The 13,932-nt window shown below is 64.1% G+C and carries 2 protein-coding genes and 1 pseudogene; 1 reads left to right on the top strand and 2 read right to left on the bottom strand.

Annotated features, from left to right (window positions below; translation table 11 throughout):
- Together APH42_RS05905 and APH42_RS05900 are read right to left on the bottom strand one after the other, a co-directional pair.
- A pseudogene (locus APH42_RS05905) lies at positions 1-805 on the bottom strand (biotin/lipoyl-binding protein); the annotation flags it as partial.
- 6 nt (positions 806-811) lie between these two features.
- Positions 812-2,548: a type I secretion system permease/ATPase gene (locus APH42_RS05900; RefSeq protein WP_060492927.1), complete on the bottom strand. Its 1,737-nt coding sequence runs from the start codon at positions 2,546-2,548 to the stop codon at positions 812-814.
- 545 nt (positions 2,549-3,093) lie between these two features.
- On the opposite strand from APH42_RS05900, the gene APH42_RS05895 reads away from it, so the two are divergent.
- Positions 3,094-13,920 carry a peroxidase family protein gene (locus APH42_RS05895; protein ID WP_060492926.1) on the top strand — a complete coding sequence of 3,609 codons (10,827 nt, stop codon included), beginning with the start codon at positions 3,094-3,096 and terminating at the stop codon, positions 13,918-13,920.
- Positions 13,921-13,932 lie beyond the last annotated feature (12 nt).

Below are 13,932 nucleotides of genomic sequence, written 5' to 3'. Positions count from 1 at the left end.
CCACTTCCTTCAGGTAGTCGTGCTGGCGTTGCAGCATGCGCAGCTTGATTTCGGTGGCCTGGCTACGCGCCCGGGCAATGTTGTTGAGGTTTTCGGCCTGGCCTGCGGCCAGGTCGGCATTGCTGCGCTCCAGCTCCAGCAGGCGGTTGCGCGGCACATAGCCTTCGGCGGCGAGTACGCGGGTGCCTTGCAGTTCCTGGTTGAGGAAGCCGATCTGCGAGGCGCGGGCGCCGTATACCTGCTGCAGGCCCTTGAGTTGCACCGCCGAGGCCGTGAGGTTTTCTTCGAGGATGCTCAGTTCACCGGCGAGCCCGGCGCGGCGGGTGTCGAGCAGCCGCTGCTGCAGGTCCATGGCTGCCAGCAAGCGTGGGTCACTGCCATAGTGTTCGAGCAGGGCGGGGTCGAACGTGACGCTGTCGCGGCCGTCGCGTTCGGCTTCCAGGCGGTTTTCCACGGTTTTGCTGACGATGTACTGGGCGCTGAGCGCACCTTGTTCGGCCACCGCGCGCAGGGCGTCAAGGCGCACCACTTCCTGGCCTTTTTTCACCACATCGCCTTCGCGCACCAGGATGGCCTCGACCGTGCCACCGCTCAGGTGTTGTACCGCCTTGCGGTTGCTGGTGACCTTGACCGTGCCGGTGGCGACCACCCCGGCGTCCAGTGGCGCCAGGCAAGACCACAGCAGAAAGCCGCCAAAGCCGGCAATGACCATCCATACCCCCCAGCGTGCTGGGCGGCCTGCGTCCAGGTCGATCAGGTTGTTGGCTTCGGCGGGGATCAATTCGGCGTGCTGTGTGATCTGCATGGTCGGTTACTCCCGTACTTTTACCGAAGCCAGCGGGGCGGCCGCGGTCGCCGGAATCACCGCAGCCTTGCGCAAGGCTGCGAATACTTCGTCGCGGCTGCCGAGCATGTGCACTCCACCGTCGCGCAGCATCAGTATCTGGTCCACCGCGCACAGCACGTTAGGCCGGTGGGAGATGAGGACCACCGTGGCCCCGCGCGTCTTGAGTTCGGCCAGGGCATCGACCAGGGCCTTTTCGCCGACGTCATCAAGGTTGGCGTTTGGCTCGTCCAGCACTACCAGGTTAGGCTCGCCGTACAATGCGCGGGCCAGGGCGATGCGTTGCTTCTGGCCACCGGACAGCGGGCTGCCGTCGGCGGCCAGGCGGGTGTCGTAGCCCTGCGGGAAACGCAGGATCATGTCATGCACGCCACTGCTGCGGGCAGCACGGATCACCGCGTCGCTGTCCACCTCGGCAAAGCGTGCGATGTTTTCGGCGATGGTGCCTTCGAACAGCTCCACGTCCTGTGGCAGGTAGCCCAGCCACGGGCCCAGTTCGGCCTTGTTCCAGTTGAAGATGTCGGCACCGTCCAGGCGCACCTTGCCGGCCTGGGTCGGCCACACCCCCACCAGCAGGCGGGCTAGGGTGGATTTGCCCGAGGCCGAGGGGCCAATGATGCCCAGGCTGTCGCCCGGGGCCAGGCTGAAGCTCACCCCGCGCACGATGCTGGTGCTGCTGCCGGGGGCGCCAGCGATCACATTTTCCACGGCCAGCATGCCCATCGGGCGCTGCAGGGACATGCTCGGTGGCCGTTGCGGGTAGTCCTGCAGCAGGTCGTTGAGCCGGCCCCAGGCCAGGCGGCAGCCCAGCAGTTGCTTCCAGGACGCGATCACCTGCTCCACCGGGCCCAATGCGCGGCCGGTCAGGATCGAGCAGGCGATCATCATGCCGGGGGTGATCTTGCCCTCGATCGCCAGCAGTGCGCCGGTGCCAAGAATCAGTGACTGCAAGGTGATACGCACGAAGCGCCCGGTGCTGCTGATCAGTGCCGCGCGGTCGGAGGCCAGGGTCTGCATCTGCAGGATGCGCAAGTGGCCCTGGTACCAGCGCTTGCCGATTGCCGGCAGCATGCCCATGGCCTCGATCACTTCAGCGTTGCGCAAGTTGTTGTTGGCGTAGCTGGCCGACGACATGGCCGCCTGGTTGGCTTCGGCCAAGGGCTTTTGCGTGGCTTTTTCCGTGAGGTAGGCCAGGCCGACCAGAATCAGCGAGCCGATTGTCGTCACCAGCCCAAGCCACGGGTGGATCAGGTAACAGACCAGCAGGTAGATCGGCGTCCAGGGCGCGTCGAAGAAGGCGAACAGGCCGTTGCCAGTAAGAAATTGGCGCACCTGCGCCAAGTCCTGCAGTGCCTGGGCCGGGTTCCCGCCGGCGCGGTTCAGGTTGCGCTCGAAGGCGGCGCTGAAAAGGCGCCGGTTGAGGTTCATGTCCAGGCAGTTACCGACCCGGATCAGCACCCGGGTGCGGACCATCTCCAGCGCCGACATCAGCAGGAACAGCCCTACCACCAGCAGGGTAAGCATGGCCAAGGTCGTGACATTGCGGCTCACCAGGGCGCGGTCGTACACCTGCAGCATGTAAATGGCTGGCGTCAACATCATGACGTTGATCACGCCGCTGAAGGCGGCCAGGGCGTAAAAGCTGCGACGCAAGCGAAACAACACGTCGGCTAGCTCGGAGCGGGTGCGCGGTGGCTTAGGCATCGGGGGCCTCCCTTTATCGCTAAGCGGGAAGCCCTTGCGGCCCCCGTACAACGGTAGTTGTGGCTTCTTGGTCGGCGCGCAGACGGGTCGCTCTCAGGGCGAATAGTCCAAATCGCTGCGTTGCTCCCACATGCTGGAGCGTAGGTTGCAACGAAACATTCGGTAATATCTTTTTGCTCTATAAATACTTTGAACTTTTCATAAGTGCCGTGAAAACAGTTAGTTGCATCGCATTATCATCGGTGAGCGATATTTTTGACGGGATATTGACAAGCTTTTCGCCTACGACTTTAGTCTGATGTATTCGGGCCCTGTGCGAGCTGGGGCCGATACATGTGCGTTACACCGCTGTTTCGCACAATTAACAAGGCCTCCGCTGTGTCAGCGGGGGCCGGCTTGCCGGCGATGAGGCCAGTGGCGCCCGTACTGCACCGCCCACCTGTCCCCAGAACCCATGACCAGATACTGCGCACGTCAACACTGACTGGGCGCGGGATGGACCCTGTTGCCCTGTGATTTCTCCCGAAAGATCGAGGGCAATTGCAATGGCCAATTTCAGCAAGTCGGACCTGGAATTCATTCTCAAACAAATTTTCATCGCCGAAGCCCACGCAGATGGCGCCAGCCTGATCGACCTGCTGCCCAACAGCCAGGTGCCATTTGGCCTGCGCACCGTCGACGGCAGCTACAACAACCTGGTGGCCGGACAAAGCGAGTTCGGTGCCGCCGACAACTCATTCCTGCGTCTGCTCGATGCCTCCTACCGTGCCAACTATGTAGGCACCGGCAATGTCGTCGATTCGCAGCCCCGTACCATCAGCAACCTGATCGTCGACCAGACGGCGAACAACCCGGCTGCAGTCGAGGCCAACGGGGGCGCCGCCCCGGTAATGAGCCCCGGCATCGACGGGGTGTTCGGCACCGCCGACGACAAACCGGTGTTCTTCATCCCCAACGTGTCGCCGGACGTGGGCCTGACTGCCGGTTTCAATGCCTGGATGACCTTCTTCGGCCAGTTTTTCGACCATGGCCTGGACCTGGTCACCAAGAGCAGTACCGACATCGTGTTCATCCCGCTGCGCCCGGACGACCCGCTGTACAACGCCAGCAGCCCGACCAACTTCATGGTGTTGTCACGCGCCGTACGCACCGCCGGCGCCGATGGCGTGGTGGGCACCGCCGATGATGGCCAGCCCAACACCACCTCGCCTTTCGTCGACCAAAGCCAGACCTACAGCTCGCACCCCTCGCACCAGGTGTTCCTGCGTGAGTACATGCTCGACGCCGCAGGTGACCCGGTGGCAACCGGCCGGCTGATCACCAACCGCGACCTTGGCGCGGACGGCAAATTCGGCACTGCCGACGACGGCAACAGCGAAAATGGCGGCATGGCCACCTGGGCGGTGGTCAAGGCCCAGGCGCGCGACCTGCTGGGCATCAACCTCACCGACGCCGATGTGCATAGCGTGCCGCTGCTGGCCACCGATGCCTACGGCAACTTCCTGCGTGGGCCCAACGGCATGCCGCAGGTGGTCATGCGCGTGAACAACGGCGCCGATGGCATCGCCGGTACCGCCGACGACGTCACGACGCTGGTCGAAGGCAACCGCGCCGCGCCCATCAGCTTGGCCAATGCCGTGAGTACCGGGCATGGCTTCCTCGACGATATCGCCCACAATGCCGAGCCGGTGAAGGTTGGCGGGGTACTGCAAGCCGACGCCGACAGCGCCGTCGGCAACGTGCAGCCAGTGGGCCCAGGCGGCAACAACCTGACCTACGACAACGAACTGCTCGACGCCCACTACATCGCAGGCGACGGCCGGGTCAACGAAAACATCGGCCTGACCGCCGTGCACCACGTGTTCCACTCCGAGCACAACCGCCTGGTGCAGCAGACCAAGGACACCCTGTTGGCCGCAGGCGACCTGGCGTTCCTCAACGAATGGCTGATCGATGACGTCACCGCCATCCCCACCACGCCCGCCGGCATCGCCGCCCTGGTGTGGGACGGCGAGCGGCTGTTCCAGGCCGCCAAGTTCGGCACCGAAATGCAGTATCAGCACCTGGTGTTCGAAGAGTTCGCTCGCACCATCCAGCCGCAGATCGACGAGTTCCTCGCCCCCAATGGCTACGACACCTCGATCAACCCGGCCATCCTCGCCGAATTCGCGCATGTGGTGTACCGCTTCGGCCACTCGATGCTCACCGAAACTGTCGACCGCTTCGACCCATCGTTCAACCCAGTCTCCGGCGACCCAGCCAACCCTGACCAGCAACTGGGCCTGATCGCCGCGTTCCTCAACCCATTGGCATTCGCCGGCAGCGGTGCCACCGCCGACGAAGCGGCAGGCGCGATCATTCGCGGCGTTACCCGCCAGCTGGGCAATGAAATCGACGAGTTCGTCACCGAAGCCCTGCGCAACAACCTGCTCGGCTTGCCGCTCGACCTGCCGGCGCTGAACATCGCCCGTGGCCGCGACACCGGCATCCCCAGCCTGAACGAGGCGCGCCGCGAGTTCTATGGCGCTACCGGTGACAGCCAGCTCAAGGCCTACATCAGTTGGGCCGACTTTGCCGACCACCTCAAGCACCCGGCCTCGCTGATCAACTTCATCGCCGCCTACGGTACCCACAGCAGCATCACCGGGGCCACCACCGAAGCGGCCAAGCGGGCTGCCGCGGTGGCGCTGGTGCTTGGCGGCGCGGGTGCGCCGGCCGACCGCCTGGACTTCCTCAACAGCACCGGTGCCTGGGCCAACGTGACGCTGGCCGGCAAAGACGGCATCGCCGGCACGGCTGACGATATTGCCGGGGTGACGGTCAGCGGGGTCGATGCCATCGACTTCTGGGTCGGCGGCCTGGCCGAGAAAAAAATGCCCTTTGGCGGCATGCTGGGTTCCAGCTTCAACTTCGTCTTCGAGACCCAGCTGGAAGCGCTGCAGAACGGCGACCGCTTCTACTACCTGTCGCGCACGGCGGGCATGAACTTCGGGACGGAACTGGAAAACAACTCCTTTGCCAAGCTGATCATGCTCAACTCCGACGTGACTCACCTGTCCAATACCGTGTTCCTCACGCCGACCTTCACCCTCGAAGTCAACCAGGCCAACCAGTTCACCGGGCTGGGCGCCGACGGCAAGGCCGACCCGACTGGCGGCATCGAGATCAACGGCGTGGAAATCGTACCGCTGGTGATTCGCGACAACCCCGACACCGTCGGGCCAGACAGCAACTATCTGCATTACACCGGCGAAGATCACGTGGTGCTGGGGGGCACCTCCGGCAACGACATCATCATCTCTGGCGACGGCGACGATACCGTCTATGGCGATGCCGGTGACGACGTGCTTGAAGGCGGTGCGGGCAACGATGCGGTGTTGGGCGGTGCCGGCGACGACATCATCACCGACTCGTTCGGCGACAACCGTCTTGAGGGCAACGCCGGTAACGACGTGATCGTCGCCGGCAGCATGCTGGCAGCCGGCAACCTGATCCTGGGCGGTGACGGCCAGGATTTCATCATCACCACCGAAGACATTTCCACCACCTTCGGCGGCCAGGGCGACGACTTCATCCTCGGCGCCAAGACCAACCTGCCACCGACCGGCAACGAGGGTGACGACTGGATCGAGAAGGGCACCCAGGACGGTGCGCCCGGCGACAACTTTGCACCGCTGCTGGGTGACGAAGTGGTCGGCAACGACATTTTCGTCGGTGGCGGTGGCTTCGACGAAATGATCGGTGAGGGCGGCGACGATATCTTCGTCGGCAGCGATGCCCAGGACAAGATGGACGGCATGTCCGGCTTCGACTGGATTACCAACAAGAACGACAAGGTCGGTGTCACCGTGGACCTGAGCCTGGCCGCATTGGCCCAGCCCCATGGCAATGCACCGAACCAGAACGCCGGCGTGTTCAACCCGGTCGGTGCTTCGCCGGCCAGTATCCTCGACCGCTTTGCCGAGGTCGAAGGGGTGTCCGGTTCCCACTACGCCGACGTGCTCAAGGGCGATGATGTCGATGCCGTGACCATCCTCAACCATGGTGGCGCCACCGGTAGCGCCCTGACCAACGTGGCGCTGATTCGTGGCCTGCAGCAGTTCCTGGCCGATGCGGGCTTGCCTACCACGGGCTTTGCCACCGGTAACATCATGCTCGGTGGCAATGGCAGCGACCTGATCGAAGGCCGAGGCGGCGATGACCTGATCGACGGTGACAAATGGCTGAACGTGCGCATTGCCGTGTACGCGCCGGGTGACGTCAACCACACCGGCCCCGAAATCGCCAGCTTCGACAGCATGGTCGACATGATCCCGTTCATGCTCGATCGCACCTACAACCCAGGCCAGCTGAAGGCTGTGCGTGAAATTTTGCCTGGCACCTCGACGGGCGGCGCGGCCTTTGACACTGCCATTTTCTCGGGGGTGCAAAGCGAATATGTAGTGAGCCAGAACACCAAAGGCACGGCCGATGTTGCCGATGATGTGTGGACGGTGACCGACACCGTGGCGGGCCGCGATGGCGTCGATACACTGCTGCATATCGAACGCCTGCAGTTCGCCGACAGCCAGCGCGTGCTGGTGACAGGCGTGAACGCACAACCCACGGGCAGCCCGACCATCACCGATGGCAACGGTGCTGCCATTACGGTAGGTGATCTGCTTACGGTGAGCGTGGCCGGTGTGCGTGACGCCGACAACATCAGCGCAGGCAACCCGCTGGGTACGCTGGCCGACCGCTCGGTGTCGTACTACTGGCAGTTCGAGGCGGATCCCGGTAGCGGTGTGTTCCAGGACATCATCCTGCTGCCGGCTGGCGACTTGGCATTCCAGAGCGCCGATGGCACCTCGTTCAAGGTATCGCCAGACCTGGCCGGGCTGAGCCTGCGGGTCAAGGCGATCTACCAGGACGCCCATGGCACCACCGAAGTGCTGTTCTCTGCGCCAACGGCCGTTGTGCAGCCCGGTGCGCCCGTGGTGCCGACGCCGGCCACCCCGGTGGTGGACGCCACGGCAGGGGGGGAGGGGTTGCACATGGTGCGCTCCGACCTCAACTTCATCCTGGCCCAGATCAAGATCGCCGAAGCCGATGCCGCCGGGCAGGACATCCTCTCGTTGATCCCCAACATCCGCGCGCCCCTGGGCCTGCGGGCGGTCGATGGCTCGAACAACAACCTGATGAACCTCAATGGCCACAACAACACCCAGTTCGGTGCCGCCGACAATGTCTTCCCGCGCTTGACCGACCCGGTGTTCAACCCCGCGGAAGGCGCCCCGGCCGGCTTCTTCGGCCCTGGCTCGCCGGCCATTCCCGGCTCGTCGTACCAGCAGACCAGCGGCCCGGTGTTCGACTCGCAGCCGCGCACCATCAGCAACCTGATTGTCGACCAGACCTCCAATAACCCGGCAGCTTATGCCACCGCCTATGACTCAGGTGCCGATGGCGTGCTCAACTTCGGCGCGCCTGGCAACGACGACGTGCTCAAGGATGGCGTACGCATCGTCGCCAGCCCAGGTATGGATGGCCAGTTCGGCACCACGGACGACCACGATGTGTACCTGTTCGAGAACACCGCTGCCGATGCCGGCCTGTCCGCGCCGTTCAACGCCTGGATGACGTTCTTCGGGCAGTTCTTCGACCATGGCCTGGACCTGGTCACCAAGGGCGGCTCGGGTACCATCTACATCCCGCTGCAACCGGATGACCCGCTGTACGTGGAGGGTGGTTTCACCAACTTCATGGTGGTGACCCGTGCCACCAACCTGCCAGGGCCGGATGGCATCCTCGGCAACGCCGACGATATCCACGAGCACACCAACACCACTACGCCGTTCGTTGACCAGAACCAGACCTACAGCTCGCACCCTTCGCACCAGGTGTTCCTGCGTGCCTATGTGATGACCGACGACGGCCCCGTTGCCACTGGCCGGCTGATCACCAACCGCGACCTGGGCGCCGATGGCAAGTTCGGCACCGCCGACGATACCGAAATCGGCGGCATGGCGACCTGGAAGGTGGTCAAGGCCCAGGCCCGCGACCTGCTCGGCATCAACCTGACCGATGCCGACGTCGACAACGTGCCGCTGCTGGCCACCGACGCCTACGGCAACTTCATCAAGGGGCCGAACGGCTACCCGATGGTGGTGATGAAGGGCCTCGACGGCATTGCCGGCACGGCCGATGACCAGCAGGTCGAAGGCAACCCGTTGGCGCCGATCAGCCTCACCAACGCCGTGCGTACCGGGCACCAGTTCCTCGCCGACATTGCCCACAATGCTGTGCCGGTGTTCAGTGGTGGGGTATTGGCGCCGGACGCCGACAACGCCGTTGGCAACGCCGTGCCGGTCAACCCGCAGACCGGTGCCAACCTGGCCTACGACAACGAACTGCTGGATGCGCACTACATCGCCGGCGACGGTCGGGTCAACGAGAACATCGGCCTGACTGCCGTGCATGCGATCTTCCACGCCGAGCACAACCGGCTGGTGGCGCAGACCATGGACACCGTGCTCGACTCGCACGATCTGGCGTTCCTCAACGAATGGCTGCTCAACCCGGTCACCGCATTGCCGGTCACCCCGGCCGAGATCGACGCACTGGTATGGAACGGCGAGCGGTTGTTCCAGGCGGCCAAGTTCGGTACCGAGATGCAATACCAGCATCTGGTGTTCGAGGAGTTCGCCCGTACCGTGCAGCCACGGGTCGACCTGTTCTTTGCCCCGACCCAGGTGTACGACGTCGACCTCGACGCGTCGATCGTGGCCGAGTTCGCCCACACCGTGTACCGTTTCGGCCACTCCATGCTGACCGAGACTGTCGACCGCTTCGACATCGACTTCAACGTCATCAAGGACCCGGCCAGCGCCAACCCCGACCAGCAACTGGGCCTGATCGCCGCGTTCCTCAACCCGCTGGCGTATGCCGCCAGTGGCGTTACCCCCGAGGACGCCACCAGCGCCATCGTGCGTGGCGTCACCCGCCAGGGCGGTAACGAGATCGACGAGTTCGTCACCGAAGCGCTGCGCAACAACCTGCTCGGCCTGCCGTTGGACCTGCCAGCGATCAACATCGCCCGTGGTCGCGACGTTGGCATCCCTTCGCTGAACGCCGTGCGCCGTGATGTCTACGGGCAAACCGGTGATACCCAGCTCAAGCCGTACACCAGCTGGGTCGACCTGGTGCAGCACCTGAAGCACCCTGAGTCGCTGATCAATTTCATCGCGGCCTATGGCACCCACAGCAGCATCACCGGGGCCACCACATTGCTGGAAAAACGCGCTGCGGCCATGGCCCTGGTGTTCGGCGGCGAGGGTGCGCCGGCCGACCGCCTGGACTTCCTCAACAGCAGTGGCGCCTGGGCCAATGTGACGCTGCCCGGCAAGGACGGTGTGCTGGGTACTGCCGACGACCTGAAGGCCGTCACCATCACCGGTGTCGATGCCATCGACCTGTGGATCGGCGGCCTGGCCGAAGAGAAGACCCCGTTCGGTGGCATGCTCGGCAGCACCTTCAACTTCGTGTTCGAAAACCAGATGGAGAAACTGCAGGACGGTGACCGCTTCTACTACCTGGAGCGCACCTCTGGCCTGTCGATGAACGCCGAGCTGGAAAGCAACTCGTTCGCCAAGCTGATCATGGCCAACACCTCGGCCACCCACCTGCCGGGCCTGGTGTTCTCCGACCCAGGCTTGTACCTGGAGCTGGACCAGAGCAAGCAATACAACGACGGCCTTGGTCATGCCGACCCGCTGGGCGAAAACGGCGAACAGGTGGTGTTCCGCGACAGCCCGCTGACGGCTGGCCCGGACAGCAACTACATCCGCTATGCCGGTGCCGAGCACATCGTGCTGGGCGGCACCAACGGTGACGACATCCTGGTGTCCAGCGAGGGTGACGACACGGTCTGGGGCGATGCCGGCAACGACCGCATCGAGGGCGGTGACGGCAACGACCAGCTGCGCGGTGGTGCCGGCGACGACATCATCAGCGACATGGGCGGTGACGACAACATCCAGGGCGGCGACGGCAACGATGTGCTGCACGGCGGCAATGGCGTCAACCTGATCATCGGCGGTTTCGGCAACGACTTCATCGTCACCGGTGAAGACGCCTCCGAAGCCATCGGCGGCCAGGGCAACGACTTTATCCTGGGCAGCAAGGCCAACGAGCAGGACATGGGTAACGAAGGCGACGACTGGATCGAGAAGGGCACCTCGGACGGTGCGCCTGGCGATAACTTCGACCCGTTGGGCAACGACCCGATCATTGGCAACGACGTGTTCATCGGCGGTAACGAGAACGACAAGTTCAACGGTGAAGGCGGTGATGACATCATGGTCGGCAGTTTGGGCTTCGGCGACCGCTATATCGGCGGCTCGGGCTACGACTGGGCCACCTTCAAGGGCCTGGCCCAAGGCGTGACCATCGACTACAGCGACCGCTTCTTCGATGTGCCGCCAGTACCGGGTTCGGGCGCTTCGGCGCTGGTGCGCTTCGACATCATGGAGGGCCTGTCGGGTTCGGCCCATGGCGACTTCCTGCGCGGTGACAACGAAGATGCCGCCAGCTTGCCGACCAATGGCGCCACGGGCAGCGTGCTGACCAACATCAGCCTGATCAACGGCCTGTCCAGCCTGCTGGCGGCGGGTGCGACATTCTACGATGGCGGCAACATCATCCTCGGTGGCAGCGGCAGCGACCTGATCGAAGGCCGTGGCGGCGATGACATCCTCGACGGCGACAAATGGCTGAACGTACGCATCAGCGTACGCGCCAATCACGATGGCACGGGCCCTGAAATCGCCAGCTTCGACAGCATGGAACCGATGGTGCCGTTCATGCTCAATGGCACCTACAATCCCGGCCAGCTAGTGATCGTACGGGAGATCCTCAACGGCACCGACAACTATGACACGGCGGTGTTTTCGGGGGTTGCCACCGATTACAGCGTGGTGGTCGATGGCAACGCGGTGATCGTCACCGACCTGGTGGCCGGGCGCGATGGTGTCGACCACCTGACCGGTATCGAGCGGCTGCAGTTCTCTGACCGCTCGCAGGCCTCCGGCGTGGGTACCGCCGTGAACGCCGGCCCGACGGGGCACCTGGTGATTCTTGACGATGCTACCGGGGTGCGTGACGACACACCGGTCACTGGCCAACTGCTGCGGGTAACACCGCTGGCGGTGCATGATGCCGACAACGTGAGCGCGGCCAACCTGAACGGCGCAGTCAACGGCCCTGTGGCGTATTACTGGCAAGTCGAGAACCTGCCAGGCTCGGGGGTGTATGAAGACATCACCTTTGTTGCCGCTGGCGAAGTTTCGCGGGCCATTGGCACGACCTACCGGGTCACGGACGATGTGGCGGGCCTGAGCATCCGTGTACGTGCGGTGTACCAGGACGCCAAGGGCACACTGGAAATCGTCGATTCGTCGCCCAACAGCGCGCCAAGCGCCGGGCCAGCCGTGACCGGGCTGCTGGTGCAGAACCAGACGCTCACCGCCAACCCGGCGACCATCGTCGATGCCGATGGCCTGAGCAACCCACAGTTCACCTTCCAGTGGCAGGCCAACCGGGGTGTGGGCTGGGTCAACATTGCCGGTGCCATCAGCAGCACCTTTGTCCTGACCCAGGCGCAAGTGGGGCAGAACATGCGGGTGGTGGTCAGCTACGTGGATGACTTCGGCGTGCACGAAAGTGTCGCCTCCGACATCCTCGACCCGGTGGCCAACGTCAACGATGCACCGACCGGTGCCGTGCTGATCAGCGACACCACGCCAGACCAGGGCCAGACACTTACCGCGCTCACGGGCGGTATCGCCGACCTCGATGGTTTAGGTGCCTTCAGCTTCCAGTGGCAGCAAGGCACGGGCGGCACCTTCGCCAACATTGCCGGCGCCACTGCGGCCACCTTTACGCCGGGCTTCGCCCAGGGAAACCAGCAGTTGCGGGTGATCGTGCGTTACACCGATGGCTTTGGCACCCTGGAGTCGCTGACCTCGGCGGCCACCGCAGCAGTGACCGTGCCGCCAGGCGTGGTGCTGACGGGTACCAACGCTGCCAACACCCTGACCGGTGGTGCGGGCAACGACGTGATTTCGGGCCTGGGCGGCAATGACATCCTCAATGGCCTGGCCGGTGCCGACCAGCTGTTCGGGGGTGTCGGCAATGACACCCTCAACGGGGGGGACGACGCCGACCTGCTCAACGGTGAAGATGGCAACGACATCCTCAACGGCGGGCTGGGTGCGGATGTGATGAACGGCGGTGCCGGTAACGATACCTTCGTGGTCGATAACGTCGGTGACACGGTAACCGAAGCACTGAACGGTGGTACCGACCTGGTTCAGACCAGCCTGGCCAGCTACACCTTGGGCGCCAACGTCGAAAACCTGACCTACACCGGCAGCAGTGCCTTCACCGGTACCGGGAACGCGCTGGCAAACACCATCACCGGTGGCGCCGGCAACGACCTGCTCAACGGCGGTGCGGGTGCCGACCGCCTGGTGGGTGGCGTGGGCAACGACACCTATGTGGTGGATGATGCCGGCGACGTCGTGGTCGAAGCCACTGGGGCAGGGACTGACCTGGTGCGTACCACGTTGGCCAGCTACACCATGGCCGCCAACGTCGAGAACCTCACCTACACCGGGGTGGGTAACTTCAGCGGCACTGGTAACGGCCTGGCCAACATCATCAACGGCGCGGCGGGCAATGACACGCTCGCCGGCGACGGTGGCAACGACATCCTCAACGGCAACGCTGGCAACGACACCCTCAACGGCGACGCCGGCAACGATCAGCTGTTCGGCGGCCTGGGTGCCGACCGCCTGAACGGTGGTGGTGGCGATGACAGCCTCGATGGTGGCGATGGCAACGACACGCTGCTGGGGGACGCCGGTAACGACACGTTGCTGGGTGGTGCTGGCGATGACAGCCTGGACGGTGGCAATGGCAACGACTCGTTGCAGGGCGGCGATGGCAACGACACGCTGTTCGGTGATGTCGGCACCGACACCTTGATCGGGGGGGCCGGTAACGACTTCCTCAACGGTGCGGGCGGTAACGATACGGTGGTGGGTGGTGCCGGCAACGACACCATGATGGCAACCGACGGCAACGACGTGTTCCAGTTCGCGGCCGGCTTCGGCAACGACCTGATCATCAACTTCGATGCCATTGCGGCGGGTGGCCAGGATCGGCTGGACATCACCGCCCTCAACATCACCGCGGCTACCTTTGCCGCCAGCGTTACCATCGCCGATGTGGGTGCCGATACGCTGGTCAGCATCGGCGCTGCCGACTCCATCCGCCTGGTGGGGGTGGCGGATGCAACCACGGTGACTGCAGCGGACTTCATCCTGGCGGGTTGAGGGCCTGAAGGC

The organism is Pseudomonas sp. NBRC 111140 (assembly GCF_001320885.1).
GTDB classification, from domain to species: Bacteria; Pseudomonadota; Gammaproteobacteria; order Pseudomonadales; family Pseudomonadaceae; genus Aquipseudomonas; species Aquipseudomonas putida_P.
This window is presented reverse-complemented; position numbering and strand designations above follow the sequence as displayed.

Coding starts and splice junctions, on each gene's coding strand:
- APH42_RS05900 (WP_060492927.1), bottom strand. CDS start 2,548: ATGCCTAAGCCACCGCGCACCCGCTCCGAGCTAGCCGACGTGTTGTTT.
- APH42_RS05895 (WP_060492926.1), top strand. CDS start 3,094: ATGGCCAATTTCAGCAAGTCGGACCTGGAATTCATTCTCAAACAAATT.